A 20,246-nucleotide genomic window follows, 5' to 3' on the forward strand; every position below is an offset into this window, starting at 1 on the left:
AAAAAATTGTCTTTCACATATAAGAAAAAAATTAGACTAATATTGTTTGTAATATTTATACTAAGTATATTTTCATTAAATAACAAAACTTTTGCTGAAGAAAATAGAATGAAAAAAATAGGAATAAGGAAGATAACCATTCTTCACACTACAGATATGCACGGAAGAATACTAGAGGAAGATGGTGGAATGGGTTTTGGAAAGCTAAATACAAAGATTGTACAGATGAAAAAAGAAAATCCAGATACAATATTATTAGATGTAGGAGATGCTATTCAAGGCTCTGAAATAGCTAAAGATTCAAAAGGAGAAAGTATTATAAAACTTATGAATGCTATGAAATATGATGCGATGGCAGTTGGTAATCATGAATTTGACTATGGATATAGGAGACTTCTAGAAATAAAGGATATGGCAAACTTTCCAATGATATCGGGAAATATTTCAAATGAATATGGAAAGAAAGATTTTAAACCTTATATTATAAAAGAAGTGGATGGTATAAAAATAGGGATATTTAGCGTTATTACTCCAGATACCCAATATGCAACTAGTCCTAAAAACATAGAAGGAATAACATTTTTAGATCCTACCATAGCTTCTAGGGAAATAGTAAGACAACTAAAAGATAAGGAAGTAGATATGATTGTAGGATTGACCCATATAGGTATAAGTAAAAGAGGAAACTACTCTTCTATAGATATAGCTAAAAATGTAAAAGGTATAGATATAATAGTAGATGGTCATAGCCATAAAGAATTGGATAAAGGATTGAAAGTAGGAAATACTTTAATAGTCCAATCAGGAAAATATACTGAAAATCTAGGTATAGTAGATATTAAATTTTTAGGCAGTAGAATAATATCTAAAAAAGCTAGATTGTTTGGAAAAGATGAGGCAGTAGAATTAGAAGAAGATAAGGAAATTAAAAAGTTAATAGATGAGATAATAGAGGAAAACAAGCAAAAATCAGCAGAGGTAACTGGGAAACCAAGGGAAAAAACATATATTGTAAAGCCAGGAGATGTACTATTTAGAATAGGGAAAAAATATAGTGTGGGATGGAGTGAAATAGCCAAGTACAATGGAATGAAAAATCCAAATAAAATTTATCCAGGAGATAGGATAAAAATTCCTGTAAAATAAGTTATAGACGTGGATTTCCACGTCTATAGCTTTATTGATTTATAATTAAAGTTCCAGTTTTGCCTTCAATTCCTTCACTTGCATTTTCCAGGGAAGTTATGAGGGCTTTTCTATTTGGATTATTTTTTACAAATTTTATTGCAGCTTTGATCTTAGGCAACATAGAGCCAGCAGCAAAATGGCCTTCTTTCATAAGTTTTTCTGCTTCAGCTACTGTTAAATTATCCAGTCCTCTTTGTTCTGGTTTATTATAATTTATATAAACTTTTTCTACTGCTGTAAGTATTATTAGCATATCTGCTTCTAATATTTCTCCTAATTTTGCAGCAGCAAAATCTTTGTCTATAACTGCCGCTATGCCTTCTAAGGAGTTATTTCCCTTATCTATAACAGGAACTCCTCCTCCACCAGCAGCAATTACAATATTACCTGCTTCTACAAGGGATTTAATAGTGGAAGATTCAACTATATCTATAGGTTCTGGAGAAGGAACTACCCTTCTAAAGCCTCTGCCAGCATCTTCTTTCATAGTATATCCATTTACTTCTTCTAATTTTTTAGCTTCTTTTTCTGTGAAAAAAGAGCCTATAGGTTTTGTTGGATTTAAAAAGCCTGGATCATCTTTATCTACTAATACCTGTGTAACTATTGAAGCTATACCCTTATCTATACCTCTATTTCTCATTTCTCCTCTTATAGCCTGTTGAAGATGGTATCCAATATAGCCTTGACTCATAGCTCCACATTCAGGAAAAGGCATTTCCCTATCTTTAGCTTCTTCATACGCCGATACTATCTGACCTACTTGAGGACCATTTCCATGTACTATAGCTATTTCGTGTCCAGCTGATATTAGGTCTACAACAGATTTTGCTGTAAGCTTTGCCATTTCAAGTTGGGATTTTGCCGAACTATCCTTTGTATCTCTTTGAAGTGCATTTCCTCCTAAAGCCAATATAATTCTCTTTTTCTCCATTATATACGCTCCCTTTCATATAATTTGCTTTTTATATTATAGCACAAAGTTATTCAAAATAATCTACTGTTGGTATAATTATATTGGGTGATAAATATGAAAAATTTTAAAGATGAAAATATATATAATGATTTTTTCGATGAAGATAGGCAAGAGGAAATGCGAAATATGTTTTTAGAAATTGGTAAAAAAGGTATCTATAAATCTTATAAGAAAAACGAAATTATAAAAATAAATAATACTGATAATTTTTATATAGTAATGGAAGGGAAAATTAAACAGTCTATCTATAGTAAGGAAGGTGAAGAAAAAATACTATATATTCTCCAACCAGGTGAAATATTTGGAGAAATGGAATATTTCTGTGAAGGAGACTCCCATTTTATAAATGGGATAATAGAACCAAGTACTATATCTATAATCAATAAGAATGTAATGGAAAATATATTGGACAAGGATTCTTATATATATAAATATATAATTCATAGTATAACGCGAAAGTTTAGAATCCTAATGTTTCAAATGGCAAACATGACATTTAGTGATTCCTATGGAAAGGTTGCAGATACTCTCATTAGGCTATCTAGTCAAGAAAGCAATGGGGATAGAAATGTAAATATGGTCAATGAAAGATTGACCCATGAAGAAATAGCTAAACTTATAGGATGTTCTAGGGTATCTGTAACCAGGGCATTAAATGAGTTTAAGAAAAAACAAATAATAGATATAAAAATGGGAAAGATTATTATAAGGAACGAGGAAGCTTTATCTAAATATGTTAAATGGAAATAGTCTGTATCCTAGGATACAGAAAAAGAATATTTATTCATATAGAATGATTCCTAATATTAAGATAATTATAAATAGAAAGGAGCTAAAATATGATAAAACTTATAGGAATTTTAATAATTATTATAGGTTTTTTGCTTAAATTAGATACTATAGCAGTAGTACTAACAGCAGGAGTAATTACTGGAATAGTTGGAGGATTAGGCTTTGGAGAAATATTAGAAACATTGGGAGAAGCCTTTATAACCAATAGATATATGACTATATTCTTTGTTACTCTTCCTATAATTGGACTTTTAGAAAAGTACGGATTAAAAGAAAGAGCAGCTTCCCTTATAAGCAATTTAAAAGCGGCTACTACAGGAAAGATATTATCATTTTATATGGTGCTTAGAACTATAGCAGCAGCACTGTCTTTAAGAATAGGAGGCCATGTTGAATTTATAAGACCCCTTATATATCCAATGGCAGAAGGAGCAGCAAAAAATAAATATGGAGAGCTTTCAGAAGAAGAAACAGAAGATATAAAAGGCTTGTCAGCATCTGTTGAAAACTACGCCAATTTTTATGGACAAAATGTATTTATTGCTGCAGGAGGGGTGCTTTTGATTGTAGGAACTTTAAATGAATTAGGAGTAGAAGTTTCAGAAAAAGATGTATCTAAAGCGGCTATACCAATAGCTATAATTGGAATAATATTGGCAGTTATACAGTTTAGAATATTTGATAGAAAATTGGAAAAATCTAAAAATAAGAACTAAAAAGAGGTGTTAAAATGGCATTAGAATTCTTATATATACTAGCAGGAATAGTTTCGTTATTAACTTCTATATATGCATTTAAAGATAAGGAATTGAAAACAAGATTCGGTACTGGATTGTTCTGGTTATTATTAGCTATTACTTTTATATTAGGAGAACTTATACCTGCAAAACTTGTAGGAATTATAGTACTTATAATGGGGATATTGACAGCAACAGGACAGGTAAAGGTGGGAAACTTTAAAGAGACAACTAGTGAATTTAAAGAAAAGAAGTCGAAAGAATTTGGCAATAAGATATTTATACCTGTATTGAGTATTGCATTCTTTGCTTTTGTAATAGGACAGTTTACTTCCCTTGGTGGATTGGTAGGTTTAGGTATAGGTGCTATTGTTGCAACTATTTCTGGTCTTATAATAACAAAGGCAAAGACTAAGGAAGCTCTTTATGAGGGAAATAGATTGTTACAACAAGTAGGTCCCTTTTCCATACTACCTCAACTTTTAGCAGCTTTAGGAGCATTATTCAATGCAGCAGGTGTAGGAGAAGTTATAGCAAGTGGAATATCTAAAGCTATTCCTGCAGACAATATAATATTTGGTTCTATAGCATATTGTCTAGGAATGGCAGTATTTACTATGATAATGGGAAATGGATTTGCAGCATTTACTGTTATTACAGCAGGCATTGGAATACCTTTTGTATATAATCAAGGAGCAGATCCAGCTATAGCAGGAGCATTGGCATTAACAGCAGGATACTGTGGCACATTATTAACCCCTATGGCAGCTAATTTCAATATAGTACCTGCTGCAGTATTGGAAATGGAAGATAAGAATAAAGTAATAAAGACTCAAGCACCAATAGCTATACTAATGTTAGTTATCCATATTATATTAATGATAGTATGGGCATTTTAAAAGGAGGTTTTTTTGCATGAAAGTTCTAGTAACAGGTTTTGATCCTTTTGGTGGAGAAAAGGTAAACCCTGCTTATGAAGCAGTTAAAAGATTAGATGATAATATAAATGGAGGAGAAATAGTTAAATTAGAAATTCCTACAGTATTTCAAAAATCAATAGAAGTACTTGATAAGGCCATAGATAGGGAAAAACCAGATATTGTACTATGTATAGGTCAAGCTGGTGGAAGATATGATATAACTGTAGAAAGGGTAGCTATAAATATAAGTGATGCTAGAATAGAAGACAATGAAGGCAATCAACCTATAGACAAACCTATATTTGAAGATGGAGATGCAGCTTATTTTTCAAATCTTCCAATAAAAGCTATGGTGAAAAATATAAGGGAGGGAAATATACCTGGAAGTATATCCAACTCAGCTGGTACTTTTGTATGCAACCATATTATGTATGGTCTTCTCTACTTAATAGATAAAAAGTATCCAGATATAAGAGGTGGGTTCATCCATGTACCCTTCCTACCAGAACAAGTGGTAGATAAAAACAATACTCCAAGTATGAACCTAGAAGATATAACAAAGGCATTGACTTTAGCCATAGAAGCAGCAATAGATAATGAAGAAGATATAAAAACTGTAGAAGGAAAAACCCATTAGAAAAAAAGCTTCCTACAAATTTGTAGGAAGCTTTTTTCTAATCTAAGCATATTCCAATAGGGACATACATAGCTGAAGTAGTATAGGCAAAGGAAACACATTTCAAATTATAAGCTTTTTGAACTATGTAAGCTGTTTCTATCATATACAAAGCCTCCAGTTTAAATAGGTATATTCTTATTTTTAGCATAATTCTACTAAACATACATACTTGTCAAACCACCTATATGAACTTCTGATAACAGAATAATAGGTAATGTATTTTTTAAAGCACAATCTAAGTTTTTTAAGACTCTAACGGATGGCATAATAGTAAAGGCATTAAAAATATATTTCAAGCTAATCATTTAAACTGAAAGTATTTTGATTTTAATTGTAGTATAAATATATTTAATGTTCATATAAAATTTCTCTAGATATAATATATAAGAAATGAATGAATTGAAAATACTGTACTATAGATAATTATTTTCAAAACAAAAATAATCTCTTGAAATGTACGGACAAATATACTATAATAAATGTACGGACATTTATTGAAAGGAGGATAATAATGAAAAGGATTGCCATATTAGGGAGTAGTGGAGGAAACTTATACAATTTAGGAGGCAAAGAGCCACTTAAACTTCTAGGAGAAATAGAGACACAAGCTAGTTCTGCAGGAATAAAAATAGCTGCTATCCAATTTATAGGTGCTAAAGCTTCTATGGATAATGCTAATGAAAGTACACTATCTAGATTATATACATGGAATTCAAGTGAAGAAAATATAGTTTTTTCTGAAGAAAAGGCTTTGAAGGAAGTAAATGGAGAGGCAAAGAAAGTAGATAGTATAATTGCAAAAATGATTGAGGATGGAAAGGTTCAAGGTCTAGTCCTTATGAGTTCTGATCCTGAAGGAGTAAATAATTTATCTATAAAAGCAGCTGCTAAGAAAGATATACCTATAGTAGGTACTGGCGGAACTTCCATGGCTACAATACAGTCCATGGGAGGAAAAGTCATAGCAACATCTGGAACTACTGGTACTACCAATAGGACTAGAGCAGTAGCAGCTATACAATCCTTAAGTAGGCATTGGGGTTTGAAATATAAACCTGTAATAAGCTCATCAGGAAAATCCTCTCAGAATCTAGATGAAAACATTTTCCAGAGAATAAGCTTTAGAGGAATTATGATGGCAGCAATACCAGGATTTATAGCAATGTCTATAGTGTTAGCTTTAAGCAAAATACCAGGATTGGCAAAATTAAATGATGCTTTTGACTTATTAATAAAAGGTCTTCCGGTAGTAGTTGCAGCTATTGCTGCAAATCAAGTTTCAGGATTAGATGAAGTTGGCATAGTAGCAGGGGTAGTTGCCGGCATGCTTTCTATTGATGGAGGACTAATAGGAGGATTAATAGGGGGGATATTGGCAGGGATATTAGCCTTTTATTTAATTCAATTAGCTCTTAGGTGGAATTTTCCAGGAACCACAGCAAATATAGTAGCAGGTGGTCTTTCAGGGTTGATATCTGGTCTAATAGTATTTTTCCTAATATCTCCAATAGCATTGAGCCTTGGAAATGGTATTAGATATATAATTGAATTAGCACTAAATTATAACTCAATTGTTGCAGGAGCTATTGCAGGATTGTTGATATGGCCTGCAATTATAGGTGGAGTATACCATGCTGCTATTCTACCCATAGTATTATTGGAAATGGAGAAAACGGGTGCAAGCTTTTTAGGAGCTATAGATATGACTGGACTTGTTATGGTATCTGCAGGTATAACTTTAGCTAATATAATTTACCCTAAACAAAAGAGTGAGTCAGCAATTGCAGTGCCAGGATTTTTAATAAATATTGCTTTTGGAACATTTGTAGAAGCTTCATATCCATTTATGTTTTCAGATAGATTAATTTTTATAGGGGCAATATTATCAGCAGCACTATCAGGCGTATTTGTTGGAATATTTAATGTTAAAGGTACAGCATATGTTCCATCTGTAACTGCTCCAGCATTATCAAATAATGCATTAGGATTTACAATAAGTATGATTATAGCTTTAGTTTCCTCATTCTTAATAACATTATTTGCAAATAAAATAAGTAGAAATAAGCGAAACAAGGAGGCATAAATATGTTTATTGCGGACATGGAGAGAAAAAGAAAATTTGGATATAAAAAAGTAATAGAGGCTATAGAAGCACATAACGGAACTACTATATTAAGTACTGGAATTACAGGAGATGATGCTAGATTAGCAAAAGCTGTAACAGAAGCAGGAATTAAATTGATAGAGCCTAATCATCCTGCAGTAGCTTTAGCTAGAGGATTTAAAGGTGTAGTAAATATGCATGATGCTGAACAAATAAGACATGAGCTTCCGATTGAAGAGATGATTAAAGTAACTAGAGGGGTTAGAAATGTAGTTGAAAAAGATGTATACATTACTGTAGGAATACCAGGAGGATTTTGTGAATTAGTCCCAGTACAATTATCAGATGAAGTATTTTTAGAGCTATCGAAGGCGGGAGCTGATGGTCTTCATATTCACAAAGTAAGTTTAAAAGATCTAGAAGAAATAGTAGAAAGAGCACATAAATATGGTTTATTAGTAGATGCATATATAGGTCATCCTAATGATCTTCATGCTTTTGGCATACCAGCAGAAACACCAGAAGAAGTAGCTAAAGTAGCAAAAGATATGGAAAGTATAGGAGTTGATTTTATAGGTCTTATGACTGGTATGAGTTATGAAGGTGTTGAAGCAGGAGAGATCCATCCAGTAGTCAAGGAAAGAGTAGAAGCGTTAGTATCGGCGGTAAATGTTCCTACTCTTGCAGAAGGTGGTATAAATCTAGACAATTATGAAGCTTTTAAGAATACAGGTATAAATATAATAGTAGTAGGTACTGCTATAGATGATGTAGTTAAGAAATCAGCACAGGACTTAGTAAAACAGTTTATTGGCTAGAAATTAAAGATTCTCAGGATTTCAATTGAAATCCTGAGAATCTTTATATTATAATTTTCTTGGCATACTTGCAAAAAATATATATTTATTCCCAATGTAGAAACATTCAACAAAATATAGAGGCTTTTTGTTATCTAAATAGACAATACAACTCATTTTAAGCATAGCTGAATTTTTTTCAATGTTTAGCTTTTTAGCAATTTCTGCATCACATTTTTCTGCTTCTAAATAAATATTTCCATAATCCATATTTAAACCGTATTCTTCCTCATATAGCTTATATAAAGAAGTATCTTTTTCAACTTTTATTCCTAGTCCTGGGCAAATATTTTTAGGTACATAAGTTATTTCATATGCCATAGGCTCATTGTCAGCTTTTCTTATTCTTACTATTTTGTAGACCTTTTCATCACCTTCTAATTCTAAGTATTTAGCAATTTTACTATCTGGAAATTCTAAACTGATATCGACAATATCATTGGAAGGTTTGAAACCTCTATTAATCATTTGTTCGGTAAAACTTTCTAGGGCAGTAAGCTTGTACCTAGATTTTACATGTCTAACAAAAGTACCTCTTCCTGCTTGTCTGTATATATAACCTTCTTCAGATAGTTTTTGTAATGATTTTCTTATGGTATGTCTACTTACATTAAATTTTTTCATTAAGTCATATTCAGTGGGAAGTTGACAACCATCTTCCCAAAGTCCACTAATAATATTGTCTTTAATTTTATTATAAACTTTCAAATATAGAAAGTTATTTTTATTTTCCACATTTACACCTACCTTTAAAATCGTTATACATAATATACATTATATAATACTTAATATAATTTTACATTAATTATTATAATGTTGACAGTCTTATTGTAATAGTATACAGATAAATTTTTATAAAATAAATCTCATATTGACAAAATATATGATTAATATTACTATAAATATAAGCAGTTGTTTATATAATAAACAAATATTAAGGGGTTATTTTATGACTAATAGAGAAAAAGAAATATTAGAGCTTATATCTAAAAATCCAATGATATCTCAAAAAGAAGTAGCAAATATATTAGGTATTAGCCGATCTTCTGTAGCAGTCCATATTACAAATCTAATGAAAAAGGGCTATATACTTGGGAAAGGCTATATTGTAAAGACAAAGCCTTATATAACTGTTGTAGGAGGAGCTAATGTAGATATAATAGGTTTTCCCTATAATAAAATTGTAATGAAAGATTCAAACCCAGGGAAAACTAGTATTTCACTGGGTGGAGTAGGTAGAAATATTGGTGAAAACCTAGCTAGATTAGGAATAGATACAAGGCTTATAACTGTCCTTGGGAAGGATACCTATGGAAAGCTTATTATGGAAGAGGGTTCGAAAATAGGGCTAAATATGTCTGATTCATTAGTAATTTCAGATGAACAGACTTCTACTTATCTAGGTATATTAGATGAAGGTGGAGATATGACCTTAGCTGTTTCTTCTATGGATATATTTGAAAAGATGACTATATCCTTTATAGAAGAAAAAAGGGATCTAATAGAAAATTCCATACTTTGTATAGTAGATACCAATATAAATATAAAGACATTGGAATACATGGTTACTAATTTTAAAGTAGATTTCTTTTTGGACACTGTATCTACATCAAAGGCTAAAAAGGTAAAAGATATAATAGGATATTTCCACACTATAAAACCAAATAAACTAGAAGCAGAAATGCTATCAGGAATTGAAATAAACAATGAAGAAGATTTGAAAAGAGCTTCTTATTATTTTATAAACAAAGGTGTGAAAAGAGTATTTATATCCCTAGGAGAGAAAGGCGTATATTATACTGATGGAAAGGTGGAAAGACATTTTGCTTCACCAAAAGTAAAGGTTGCAAATGCTACTGGGGCAGGAGATGCCTTCTTTGCAGGGTTAGCTTATTCATACTTTAATGATTTTTCTATTGATAAAACCTTAGCTTTTTCAACAGGTGCCTCCATCATTACATTGGAAAACGAAAATACTATAAATCCTAATATTTCACCTGAAAAAATTGAAAAGAAAATAAAGGAGATGGGAATATGTTAGAAAAATATATGGAAATCAAAGAGGAAGTAAAAAATGCTCTAGATGAAAAGAAACCTGTAGTAGCCCTTGAGTCTACTATAATAGCCCATGGAATGCCTTATCCTAAAAATGTGGAAACTGCTTTGGAAGTAGAAAGGATAATTAGGGATAGAGGTGCTATACCAGCTACTATTGCTATACTTGATGGAAAGATAAAAGTAGGACTTTCAAAAGAAGAGATAGAATACCTAGGAAGTGCAGAAAATGTATCTAAAGTTAGTAGAAGGGATCTACCTTTCATTGTAGCAAAAGGATTAAATGGTGCTACTACTGTAGCTAGTACCATGATAGTGGCTAAAATGGCTGGAATAAAGGTATTTGTAACTGGAGGAATAGGTGGAGTTCACAGAGGAGCTGAAGAATCCTTTGATATTTCAGCAGACCTTCAAGAACTTGCTAAAACCAGTGTAGCAGTAGTATGTGCAGGAGCTAAATCTATTTTAGATATAGGTCTCACATTGGAATATCTTGAAACTTTTGGAGTTCCAGTTGTAGGCTTTAAGACAGACGAATTTCCCGCTTTCTTTACAAGAAAAAGTGGCTTTGGCGTAGATTATAATGTAGATAGTGAAGAAGAACTGGCAAAGGCTATAAAGACTAAATGGGATCTAGGTCTTGATGGTGGAATAGTAGTTGCCAATCCAATTCCAGAAGAATATGAAATGGATATAGATATAATAAATAAAGCTATTGCAGAAGCCCTAAGTGAAGCAGAAGAAAAAGGGATTAAAGGTAAAAAAGTAACACCATTTTTACTTGAAAATGTAAAAGAAAAAACAGGGGGAAACAGTTTAGAATCCAATATTAGATTGGTATACAACAATGCATTAGTTGGAGCAAATTTAGCTATAGAATTAGAAAAGTAATATAAAAATAGTGAGTCAAACTGAACTGACCCATGTCAAGTTGACTCACTATTTTTTTACCTATTTATTAAAATTTAATTTGTGAAAGGAATTCTTGCAGTTCTCCAGCTATTTCTGCTAATGATTCAGTAGAAGATGAGATTTCTTCCATGGAAGCTGTTTGCTCTTCTGTAGCAGCTGAAATATTTTGAATTTGACTAGATACATTTTTACTATGTTCTTCCATAGACTTAGAAGAATTTATTACATTAGTATTTACTTCAGCTACTTGGTATATGGCCTGAGTTATTTTTTCTATTTGATTATTTACATTTTTAATTAAATTATCAATTTTTTCAAAAGTGTCTTTAGCTATGTTTACTGTGTTCATGCCAGTATCTACATCTTTTTCATTAGAATCCATATTAATATTTGCTTCTTCTATGATATTTTGATTTTCTTTTATTAAAACACCTATTTTTTCAGTAGATTTCTGAGTTTCTTCCGCTAGTTTTCTAATTTCTTCAGCTACAACAGCAAATCCTCTACCAGCTTCTCCAGCTCTAGCCGCTTCTATAGCAGCATTTAGTGCTAAGAGATTTGTTTGTTCAGCAATAGATTCTATTACATCTATTATGGCAGTCATTTGTCCAGAACTATTATTTATATCTGTTAAAGAATCCCTAACTAAATTTGTACTTCTAGAGATATTCACCATTTGGTTAAGGCTTTCTTCTATTATCTTCTTTCCTTCAGTAGTTTCTCCTAAAACCTTGTCACTTAAATCATTTGCCTCATGTGAAAGGCTAAATATGCTATCTATCTCTTTTGTAACATTTTCAATATCAGAAGTTACTTTTAAAACTTCTTCTAATTGTTTGTCAGAGCTATTAGCTATATCACTTGCAGATTCTGCAATATTTGTAGCAGCTGCAGTAGATTCTTGTGAAGTTGCAGCCAGTTCTTCAGATGAAGCTGCAACGTTCTCTGAAGTCTCAGTTATATTCCTTGCCAGTTCTCTAAAATTATTTAATATACTGTTAAAGGAATTGGCAATATGGCCTATTTCATCTTTTTTGTTTAGAAGTTTTTCATCTATACTACCTGATAAATCTAAATTAGCAATACTTTTTGCTCTATTTGTTACTAAAGTTAAAGGGCTAGCTATATTCTTACTAAATATGAAAGAAAAAATAATTCCTATAAAAACTGCACCTAAAGTTAAAATGAGTACGGTACTTCTTAAACTATTAAGATTAGTTAAAGCTTGTTTTTCAGGTAGAGATACTGCTATAGACCAGTTAGTTGACTTAATAGGAGCATATCCTATTAACTTTTTTTGCCCTTTATAATCGTATTTTCCTGTACCCGATTTACCTTTAATCATATTTTCAAAAATAGTTTTTAGTTCACCATTTTTTCCCTTTATCTTGTCCAAGTTTAACTCTTTATTGTCTATTACTTTTTTATCAGGATGATATATTACATTTCCATCTTTATTCATTATCATTGCATATCCAGATTTCCCAATTTTTATATCACTCGCAATATCATAAAAATCTTCTACCCTTGCATACCCTGCCAATACTCCAATTATTTTTCCTTCATGTTTAATTGGAGCAGATATGACTATTTGCATCATACCATTGGTTTTATTCCTTATAGGTTCTGAAAAATAAGTATTCCCATTTCTTGAAGAATTAAAATATTCTTGATCACTTATATCTGCTTTTACCCCATCAATGAAAGTTATTTTTCCCTTTGTATCTGCTATTCCAAAGTTTGCATATCCGAGCCTTTCTTTCTGTGCTTTCAATGTTGAGGCTTTTTCATTCCAAGGAACTTTAGGGTTAGATATACTTTCAAAATTACTTAAGGTGTTGAGTGTTACTATGTATCTTTTTATCCTTTCATCAATAAGTTTAGAAGCATCTTGAGAAGTTGTTTGTAAATTGTTATATGTATCTGATATCATAAAGTTTTTAGAAATAACAAAGGTTATAGCCCCTAGAACCAAGCATAGGATTACAATTACAGCAGTAATAGAAATCATTAGTCTAGTACGAATAGTTTTAGTTTTTACTTGTTCTCCTCCTTTTTTAATTTCTTCCATAATCATCTCTCCTTTATATATTTTTGTACTCAATTAAAAGTGGGAAAATAAATATGGTAAATATGGTAATAGTAGTATTATATCATATAGAAGGGGAAAAAAGGACTATATATTCTAGTAATAAAGATCTACATCAATATATATCGACTAAAGTTGTTATTAAATTCAGCTGTATTTGATAAAGATTGGAATTAAGTGACTATGAAATAATAAGAAGATTGCTGTTATTTATCGATAGCAATCCCTTTATTATTTTTATAAATATGCCCAAAAAACAATGATTAATAAAGTGAAATGGTATATAATATTGGTTACAATGAAAGGGGAATAGATATGCCTGAAAAAACGATACCTTTTAAAATAAAAACTGTGGAACAGGACTATAGCCCTAGAGCAGAAGGAATTGTTTTAGAAGGGTTAGATGACTCTATAGAAATCTCTATAACAAAGGAGTTCCCAACTCCAGGCTATGATATGAAAATAAAAGAAATAATAGAAAAGGATAAAGGGGAATTTGAAATAATTCTTTCTATTATACCGCCTAGAGAAGGTAGCATTCTCTTGCAAGTAATAACATATAAAACTATACTTATTGAAGTAGATAGATACCATTTAGGAAATGGGCCTTATACATTTAATTATAAAATAGACAATTTGTAGAAAACGGACATAAAATAGAACAATGTAAAAGCTAGACTTAAGGAGGAAAAAAAGTTGAAAATACTTATAGTAGATGATTCAAGATTTACCCAAAAAATTGAAGGGAATCTTTTGAAAAAAAATATGCCCAATTCAGAAATATATTATGCTAGTAATGGGGAAGAAGGGTTGGAAAAATATAAAGAGTTAGAACCAGATTTTGCTATTATAGATTTATTGATGCCTGGTATGTCGGGGCTAGAACTTATAAAGAAAATAAAAGAATATGATGAAAAGGCAACGCTTATAGTGGTATCAGCAGATGTACAGGAAAAAGTAAGAGAAGAAGTTGATAGTTTAGGAACAAATGGATTTATAAACAAACCTTTAAATGAAGAGAAGGTGGCAGAAATTTTAAAATGCGTAGGGGTGTAATTCTATGAACTATAAAGGAGATATGAAAGAAGATATACTAAAAGAGCTTATAAATATCTATGTTGGACAAGCAGCTAGTTTATTATCAGAAATAGTAGATAATAAAATAGAATTAAGGGTTCCAGTAATAAAAATATTGGACAACGAATATGGATTAGAAAGTGGAGAATATCCTCACCTTTTAAAAGGTGCCCTGATGGTATCCAGTATGAGATTTGAAAATGAGCTAAAAGGAAGGGCAGAACTTATATTTCCAGCTAATCATATAAAGGAATTAATTTCTATCTGTATGGGAGAAGAAATAGAAGAAGTCCATGAACTAGCAGAATTTACAGATGCAGACCTAGATATAATAAAAGAAATAGGAAATATAGTTTTAAATGCAGTAATAGGGGGTCTTGGTAACTTTCTTCAAATGAAAATTCACTATTCTATGCCTGAAGTTAAAATATTTGACAATATTGAAGTTGAAGAACTTTGGGGTAGTAGAAAAAAGATAAACATGCTTATCTTATTTGTTACCTTTAAAATTGGGGGAACAGAGATAGATGGTGCACTAATAATAAACTTTACTTTAGATTCAATGAAAGAATTGATGAGCAAGGTAGAGGAGATAGAAAGTAATTTGTAGGTGATAAAGTGGAGATTTATACAAGTATGTTAGACAATATAGATGAAGGGATCATACTAATAGATGAAAGATTGTCTGTTAGGTTTTGGAACAGATATATGGCAAATGTTACAGATTTGTCTGAAGAAGATGTGGAAGGAAAGTATATCTATGAAGTTCTTCCTAAATTCAAAGAGAAAATATTTTTAAGAACTTTCCGCACTATGATTAAAGAAAATAGAAAACACTTCTTTTCTGCAGCCCTTCATAAAAATTTTGTCTATGATAAAAATTATGGCGACCATAATTTAAGACAGAATTTAAAAGTAAGCACCATATCTATAAATGAAAAAAACTATATTCTAATGGAAATAATTGATGTAACAGGGGAGTATATCAGAGTAGAAGGATATAAAGATTATATTAAGAAATTCAGAGATATTGAAAGAAGCTTAAATAAAAGTGAACTCAAATATAAAATTCTATTTGAAAATATGATTAAAGGATTTCTATATACGAAGATTGTGAAAGATGTCAATGGAGATATAAAAGATTTTTATGTATTAGATGTAAATAAAGCTTTTTTAAATTTTTTCAAAATAGAAAAAGAAGATATTTTGCATAAGGAATTGTTTACTGAACTTGAATATCCAGTATTTAAAAAGGGACTAATAGATGAAATCAAAAAACATGCTTTTGAAGGGGCTACATTGAAGATTGATGAAATGTATATTCCAAAACTGGATAAAATAATTGAAGTACTAGGCTATAAAATGGGTGAAGATAGTTATGCTCTTCTTTTTGACGATATAACTGAGAAAAAGAATAATGAAAAAGCTATAAGGAAATTAGCATATTATGACCAATTGACTGGTATTTATAATAGAAAAATATTTATAGAAAAAGCAGAAAAAGAGCTTGCTATTGCTAGAAGCAATAAAACTAAATCTGCTTTAATCATGTTGGATTTAGATAAATTTAAAGAAATAAATGATACATATGGCCATCAATGTGGCGATGAAGTACTTAAGATATCTGCAAAAAGGATTAAAAATATTATTAGAAAAGGAGATTTTGCAGGAAGATATGGAGGAGATGAGCTTCTAATTTTTATTTCCAATATTAAAAAAGAACCTAATATAGAAATAATTGCAAGGAGGATAATAAGGTCTTTAAAAATCCCAATAGATGTTGAGGGAGTCGTTATTTGTCCTTCTGCAAGTCTTGGAATAAGTATTTATCCAAAAGATGGTTTAAGTGTTAATGAACTTTTAAGAGTTGCCGATAAAAATTTATATAAAGCTAAAATAAAAAGAGGGGGCTACTGTTTTAAGTAGTCTTTTTCTTAATGAAAAATATTTACAATCATATTGAAAAAGTTTATGAAATTAACTATAATGTATTAGTTCAAATATATTTGGGAGGTTTTAAATTTGAGCCATAAAAATACGGCAGCCCAATCAGCAGCTATGATTGCAGCAGTTACATTATTTAGTAAGTTTTTAGGATTTCTAAGAGAAGTGCTCATTGCTTCAAAATTTGGCTCTGGATATGAAACGGACACCTATTTTGTTGCTATGACAGCAACAGTTTTAATAATGACTACTATTGGAGCAGCACTTAAGACTACTCTTATTCCAATTTTTTCTGAAATAAACGAGGTAAAAGGTAAAGAAAGAAAATTAAAATATATGAACAATGTACTAAATGTTATATTTTTAATAACAGTTGGACTAGTTATTGTAGGGTATTTTGCTTCTCCCCTTGTAGTGAAAATTTTAGCTAAAGGATTTACAGGAGAACAATATAACTTGGCTATAAAACTTAACAGAATAGGTCTTCCTATAATCATATTTATGGGACTTACTTATGTTTTCTCAGGTTTTCTTGAAAGCAGTGAAATATTTGGTCCACCAGCTATAGCAGGTATTCCATTTAACTTAGTATATATAGCATATCTTTTAACAGTATCTAAAAAATTTGGGATTACAGGACTTATGGTGACAAGTGTTATAGCAGCAGCTGCCCAATGGTTGATCCAAATACCAGCTGCTAAAAGATTAGGTTTTAGACATTCTTTTGAAGTAAATTTAAAAGACAGATACGTTGAAAAAGCTTTAATTCTAGTAGCTCCAGTATTATTAGGATCTGCTGTTCAGCAAATAAATGTAATAATAGATAGAACTTTAGCTTCTAGTTTGAAAGAAGGAAGTATTTCAGCATTAAATTATGCATCAAGGGTAAATGACATTATTATATCAGTATTTGTAATGGCAATAACCACAGTTATATTCCCTATGCTTTCTAAAGCCTTTACAAGGGATGATCTAAATGAAGCTAGAAGCATAATGGAAGAAGGTATAAATATTATTTTAATAATAACTGTACCTGCTACTATGGGAATAATGATACTTGCAGGACCAGCTATAAAAATATTTTTTGAAAGAGGAGCTTTTAATAGAGAAGCAACCCTTATGACATCAAGTGCATTGGTATTTTATTCCATAGGTCTTATTGCAAGTTCTTTAAGGCTTATGTTAAACAAGGTATTTTATTCAATTCAGGATACTTCTACTCCCATGATTAATGGTGTAATAGCTGTAGTTATAAATGTAGTATTTAATTATATACTAGTAAGATACATGGCTCATTCGGGACTAGCATTGGCTACAAGTATTTCCTCTATAATTACTACTATACTCTTGTTTATAGCTTTGAGAAAGAAGATAGGAAGAATAGGGATGAAATCCTATTTTATCTGTTTTATAAAAACTTCAATAGCTTCAGTAATAATGGGATTATCAGTATATATGTTGTACTATGGATTTGGAGGATTGTTGCCAAATAAAACTATTTTGGAACTATTATTACTTGTACTAGCAGTAGTTGTAGGTGTATTAGTTTATTTTGTTTTATGCTGTTTATTGCGGGTAAAAGAAATGAGAACACTTTTAACAAGGGTAAAAAAGGCTAGGAAATGATTTTAGCATATGTGGTTTATAGGCTTGAAAAGTGATTATATGATATGTGAGGAGTGGCCGATGATAGAAAATGATGAAGATATTTAAAAACTTTTTAAGTAAGGAAGTTGACTTAGAAGGTGTAACGGATGAGGAGTTAAAAATTGCACTAGATCAGATTGGGAGAGACTTGGTCTATAATTATCTTTTATTTGGACAAGATGTAACAGTGGATATGTTTATAGAAAATTTAAAAAGGTATTTATATCTTAACAGTCATTTATAGGATTAAAAAATAAAAGCCAGATTTTCTGGCTTTTATTTTTTCCTTAAGTTTTTTATTTGGTAGGTTTGTGAATAGTATCTACAATAACTGCTATAGCATTGTCACCAGATATATTGCATGCAGTTCCAAAACTATCTTGTGTAATATATAAGGCTATCATAAGTGCTATTTGAGCATCGGTAAAATGTAGTATAGATTGGATAACTCCAAGAGCAGCCATTACAGCACCACCAGGAACCCCAGGAGCAGCTACCATAGTAATACCTAACATAGCTATAAATCCAAACATTTGGCTAGGAGTAAAGGGGATACCATTTAACATCATTACAGCAATAGCACAACCAGTCAAGGTAATAGCACTTCCAGATAGATGTATAGTTGCACAAAGTGGAATTACAAATTCCCTTATACCTTGAGATACCCCATTGTTTTCTGCAACCTTTAAATTAACTGGAATAGTAGCAGCAGAAGATTGAGTACCAATAGCAGTTATATATCCAGGTACTTGATTTTTTATCATTTTAGGAAGACTCTTTTTTCCAATAGCAGAAGCAATTGAAAATTGTATTAGTATAATTACAAAATGGGTAGCTATAACTATTAAGAACACTTTCCAAAAGACTGATAAAATTCTAGCTACTTCACCAGCATAAGCCATATTGGCAAATATACCTAATATATGAATAGGTAATAGGGGTATAATTACTCTACTAATAGTTTTTTCCATAATCTGTTGAAACTCTGAAGCAGCATTGTAAAGGGTTCTTCCCTTTATAGCAGATATACCTAATCCTAATAAGAATGCTAAAATCAATGCAGTCATTACATTCATAAGAGGGGGTATTTCCACTTCAAAGAAAGCTTTTAAAAGTTTATCCTCTGGATTAGCTGCTTTTGAAAGGACATTTGATGTATGAATAAATAGTGGGAAAATATTAGTTGAAACAATATAAGCTAAAAATCCAGCAACTAAAGTGGAACCATAAGATATAGCAGTAGTAATTCCTAGTAGTTTTCCTGCCCCTTGCCCTAAATCAGCAATTCCTGCTACAACAAATCCTATAATAATAAAAGGTATAGCAAAATCCAAGAAATTACTAAAAATTGAATTGAATGTAACAAAGATTCTCACTATTGGTGCAGGAAAAATATTTCCTATAATAATACCTAGAATAATAGCAATAATTAGCTTAGGAACTAATCCTAACTTTTTCATAATAAATATTCACTCCCTTATATTTATCTTGTATTTTAAAAGAAGAGATTATATAAGCTTACAATCATATAATCCCCATCTTTTGAAAAATAATCATCAGTTTAATAATAAGGCATTATTAACTAGTATGATAATAATTAACATATTTGAAAAAAATATAGACCATAAGGAAAACTTATTTAGATTATACAATAAATACTGTAAAAATCAACTATAATTTATTAAATTTTGCAAAAATAACAAAAAATCCTATAGTATTTATTTTAAGATAGAGGTAAAAAGGAATGGAGACAAGACTCAGAAAGAAATTATTATTATTAAAATTAGCATTATGTTATAATTAAAATGTAAAATATTATTTATCAAAATCTATAAGGAAGGAGAGATCAAGACTATGAATTTACCACAAATAAAGAGTAAAGGGAGTCTAACGGAAAAGACATATAATACTTTGAAAAGGGCAATATTAGATTTAGACTTAGAACCAGGGGAGCTTTTAACAGAAGAAGAACTTTCAGAACAACTAGGAGTCAGTAGAACGCCTTTAAGAGCAGCTTTAAGCAAACTAGAATATGAAAACCTTATTACAGTAATTCCAGGTAGAGGGACCTATGTTTCCGAACTTTCCATAGATTATATGGAAGATATATTTGACGTTCGTGAAGTTGTAGATATGCTTTCTCTGAAACTCCCACGGCTAAAGCCGATGGGGTTCTTAGGTACTATATAGATTTCTTTAATACTCTCACTATATTAAATATAGTTACAACGCATTAAAACTATCTATTTTCCCTAAGACTTTCACTATC

Annotated in this window: 20 protein-coding genes; 16 read left to right on the forward strand and 4 right to left on the reverse strand. The window is 30.8% G+C overall.

Features of this window, described 5'->3' with window-relative positions; all coding sequences use genetic code 11:
* Nucleotides 1-6: 6 nt before the first annotated feature.
* Nucleotides 7-1,146 carry a LysM peptidoglycan-binding domain-containing protein gene (locus tag FYJ27_RS09635; RefSeq protein ID WP_154484637.1) on the forward strand — a complete coding sequence of 380 codons (1,140 nt, stop codon included), beginning with the start codon at nt 7-9 and terminating at the stop codon, nt 1,144-1,146.
* A 31-nt stretch (nt 1,147-1,177) separates the two neighbouring features.
* On the opposite strand, the gene arcC is transcribed toward FYJ27_RS09635, so the two are convergent.
* Nucleotides 1,178-2,122 (reverse strand): carbamate kinase, encoded by a 945-nt coding sequence (gene arcC, locus FYJ27_RS09640; RefSeq protein ID WP_154484638.1) that lies wholly within the window; start codon nt 2,120-2,122, stop codon nt 1,178-1,180.
* Between the two features lie 96 nt (nt 2,123-2,218).
* Here arcC and FYJ27_RS09645 point away from each other — a divergent pair, with 96 nt between their 5' ends.
* From FYJ27_RS09645 to FYJ27_RS09670, 6 genes are all read left to right on the forward strand, one after another.
* Nucleotides 2,219-2,914, forward strand: coding sequence for a Crp/Fnr family transcriptional regulator (locus FYJ27_RS09645; RefSeq protein WP_154484639.1), 696 nt, complete (start codon nt 2,219-2,221; stop codon nt 2,912-2,914).
* A gap of 89 nt (nt 2,915-3,003) precedes the next feature.
* Nucleotides 3,004-3,672, forward strand: a complete 669-nt coding sequence (locus tag FYJ27_RS09650) for a DUF969 domain-containing protein (protein WP_154484640.1) — start codon at nt 3,004-3,006, stop codon at nt 3,670-3,672.
* Between the two features lie 14 nt (nt 3,673-3,686).
* Nucleotides 3,687-4,592 carry a DUF979 domain-containing protein gene (locus FYJ27_RS09655; protein ID WP_154484641.1) on the forward strand — a complete coding sequence of 302 codons (906 nt, stop codon included), beginning with the start codon at nt 3,687-3,689 and terminating at the stop codon, nt 4,590-4,592.
* 16 nt (nt 4,593-4,608) lie between these two features.
* Nucleotides 4,609-5,250, forward strand: a complete 642-nt coding sequence (gene pcp / locus FYJ27_RS09660) for a pyroglutamyl-peptidase I (protein WP_154484642.1) — start codon at nt 4,609-4,611, stop codon at nt 5,248-5,250.
* Nucleotides 5,251-5,803: 553 nt separating this feature from the next.
* Nucleotides 5,804-7,375 (forward strand): PTS sugar transporter, encoded by a 1,572-nt coding sequence (locus FYJ27_RS09665; RefSeq protein WP_154484643.1) that lies wholly within the window; start codon nt 5,804-5,806, stop codon nt 7,373-7,375.
* A 2-nt stretch (nt 7,376-7,377) separates the two neighbouring features.
* On the forward strand, nt 7,378-8,214 hold the full coding sequence (locus FYJ27_RS09670) for a beta/alpha barrel domain-containing protein (RefSeq protein ID WP_154484644.1): 837 nt from the start codon (nt 7,378-7,380) through the stop codon (nt 8,212-8,214).
* Between the two features lie 48 nt (nt 8,215-8,262).
* On the opposite strand, the gene FYJ27_RS09675 is transcribed toward FYJ27_RS09670, so the two are convergent.
* Entirely contained in the window at nt 8,263-8,988 is a 726-nt protein-coding gene (locus FYJ27_RS09675; protein ID WP_154484645.1) for a GntR family transcriptional regulator, read from the reverse strand.
* 214 nt (nt 8,989-9,202) lie between these two features.
* Here FYJ27_RS09675 and FYJ27_RS09680 point away from each other — a divergent pair, with 214 nt between their 5' ends.
* Nucleotides 9,203-10,294, forward strand: coding sequence for a PfkB family carbohydrate kinase (locus FYJ27_RS09680; protein WP_154484646.1), 1,092 nt, complete (start codon nt 9,203-9,205; stop codon nt 10,292-10,294).
* Nucleotides 10,288-11,199, forward strand: a complete 912-nt coding sequence (locus FYJ27_RS09685) for a pseudouridine-5'-phosphate glycosidase (RefSeq protein ID WP_154484647.1) — start codon at nt 10,288-10,290, stop codon at nt 11,197-11,199. The genes FYJ27_RS09680 and FYJ27_RS09685 overlap by 7 nt, the downstream gene beginning before the upstream one ends.
* 67 nt (nt 11,200-11,266) lie before the next feature.
* Here the strand turns inward: FYJ27_RS09685 and FYJ27_RS09690 are convergent, their stop codons facing one another.
* Nucleotides 11,267-13,291, reverse strand: a complete 2,025-nt coding sequence (locus FYJ27_RS09690) for a methyl-accepting chemotaxis protein (protein WP_195839116.1) — start codon at nt 13,289-13,291, stop codon at nt 11,267-11,269.
* 333 nt (nt 13,292-13,624) lie between these two features.
* Here FYJ27_RS09690 and FYJ27_RS09695 point away from each other — a divergent pair, with 333 nt between their 5' ends.
* The 6 genes from FYJ27_RS09695 (at nt 13,625) to FYJ27_RS09720 (ending at nt 18,221) form a co-directional block, all read left to right on the forward strand.
* On the forward strand, nt 13,625-13,951 hold the full coding sequence (locus tag FYJ27_RS09695; RefSeq protein ID WP_154484649.1) for a protease complex subunit PrcB family protein: 327 nt from the start codon (nt 13,625-13,627) through the stop codon (nt 13,949-13,951).
* Between the two features lie 54 nt (nt 13,952-14,005).
* Nucleotides 14,006-14,365 (forward strand): response regulator, encoded by a 360-nt coding sequence (locus FYJ27_RS09700; RefSeq protein WP_154484650.1) that lies wholly within the window; start codon nt 14,006-14,008, stop codon nt 14,363-14,365.
* A gap of 4 nt (nt 14,366-14,369) precedes the next feature.
* On the forward strand, nt 14,370-14,996 hold the full coding sequence (locus FYJ27_RS09705) for a chemotaxis protein CheC (protein ID WP_154484651.1): 627 nt from the start codon (nt 14,370-14,372) through the stop codon (nt 14,994-14,996).
* Nucleotides 14,997-15,004: 8 nt separating this feature from the next.
* Nucleotides 15,005-16,312 (forward strand): diguanylate cyclase domain-containing protein, encoded by a 1,308-nt coding sequence (locus tag FYJ27_RS13050; RefSeq protein ID WP_326831072.1) that lies wholly within the window; start codon nt 15,005-15,007, stop codon nt 16,310-16,312.
* A gap of 96 nt (nt 16,313-16,408) precedes the next feature.
* Nucleotides 16,409-17,956 (forward strand): murein biosynthesis integral membrane protein MurJ, encoded by a 1,548-nt coding sequence (gene murJ, locus FYJ27_RS09715; RefSeq protein ID WP_229775522.1) that lies wholly within the window; start codon nt 16,409-16,411, stop codon nt 17,954-17,956.
* 70 nt (nt 17,957-18,026) lie between these two features.
* Entirely contained in the window at nt 18,027-18,221 is a 195-nt protein-coding gene (locus tag FYJ27_RS09720) for a hypothetical protein (RefSeq protein ID WP_154484653.1), read from the forward strand.
* 52 nt (nt 18,222-18,273) lie between these two features.
* Here FYJ27_RS09720 and FYJ27_RS09725 read toward each other — a convergent pair whose 3' ends face one another.
* Nucleotides 18,274-19,437 (reverse strand): dicarboxylate/amino acid:cation symporter, encoded by a 1,164-nt coding sequence (locus FYJ27_RS09725; RefSeq protein WP_154484654.1) that lies wholly within the window; start codon nt 19,435-19,437, stop codon nt 18,274-18,276.
* A 394-nt stretch (nt 19,438-19,831) separates the two neighbouring features.
* Here FYJ27_RS09725 and FYJ27_RS09730 point away from each other — a divergent pair, with 394 nt between their 5' ends.
* Nucleotides 19,832-20,167 carry a GntR family transcriptional regulator gene (locus tag FYJ27_RS09730; RefSeq protein WP_154484655.1) on the forward strand — a complete coding sequence of 112 codons (336 nt, stop codon included), beginning with the start codon at nt 19,832-19,834 and terminating at the stop codon, nt 20,165-20,167.
* Nucleotides 20,168-20,246: the final 79 nt, after the last annotated feature.

This window comes from Anaerosalibacter bizertensis (assembly GCF_009696605.1).
Classification (GTDB): Bacteria; Bacillota; Clostridia; order Tissierellales; family Sporanaerobacteraceae; genus Anaerosalibacter; species Anaerosalibacter bizertensis.

Bases quoted from the DNA above. Each gene is read 5' to 3' on its own strand.
- FYJ27_RS09645 (WP_154484639.1), top strand. From the start codon at position 2,219: ATGAAAAATTTTAAAGATGAAAATATATATAATGATTTTTTCGATGAA.
- FYJ27_RS09705 (WP_154484651.1), top strand. From the start codon at position 14,370: ATGAACTATAAAGGAGATATGAAAGAAGATATACTAAAAGAGCTTATA.
- FYJ27_RS09680 (WP_154484646.1), top strand. From the start codon at position 9,203: ATGACTAATAGAGAAAAAGAAATATTAGAGCTTATATCTAAAAATCCA.
- FYJ27_RS09665 (WP_154484643.1), top strand. From the start codon at position 5,804: ATGAAAAGGATTGCCATATTAGGGAGTAGTGGAGGAAACTTATACAAT.
- FYJ27_RS09720 (WP_154484653.1), top strand. From the start codon at position 18,027: ATGATGAAGATATTTAAAAACTTTTTAAGTAAGGAAGTTGACTTAGAA.
- FYJ27_RS09685 (WP_154484647.1), top strand. From the start codon at position 10,288: ATGTTAGAAAAATATATGGAAATCAAAGAGGAAGTAAAAAATGCTCTA.
- FYJ27_RS09690 (WP_195839116.1), bottom strand. From the start codon at position 13,291: ATGGAAGAAATTAAAAAAGGAGGAGAACAAGTAAAAACTAAAACTATT.
- FYJ27_RS09670 (WP_154484644.1), top strand. From the start codon at position 7,378: ATGTTTATTGCGGACATGGAGAGAAAAAGAAAATTTGGATATAAAAAA.
- FYJ27_RS09730 (WP_154484655.1), top strand. From the start codon at position 19,832: ATGAATTTACCACAAATAAAGAGTAAAGGGAGTCTAACGGAAAAGACA.
- FYJ27_RS09650 (WP_154484640.1), top strand. From the start codon at position 3,004: ATGATAAAACTTATAGGAATTTTAATAATTATTATAGGTTTTTTGCTT.
- FYJ27_RS09655 (WP_154484641.1), top strand. From the start codon at position 3,687: ATGGCATTAGAATTCTTATATATACTAGCAGGAATAGTTTCGTTATTA.
- arcC (WP_154484638.1), bottom strand. From the start codon at position 2,122: ATGGAGAAAAAGAGAATTATATTGGCTTTAGGAGGAAATGCACTTCAA.
- pcp (WP_154484642.1), top strand. From the start codon at position 4,609: ATGAAAGTTCTAGTAACAGGTTTTGATCCTTTTGGTGGAGAAAAGGTA.
- FYJ27_RS09725 (WP_154484654.1), bottom strand. From the start codon at position 19,437: ATGAAAAAGTTAGGATTAGTTCCTAAGCTAATTATTGCTATTATTCTA.
- FYJ27_RS09695 (WP_154484649.1), top strand. From the start codon at position 13,625: ATGCCTGAAAAAACGATACCTTTTAAAATAAAAACTGTGGAACAGGAC.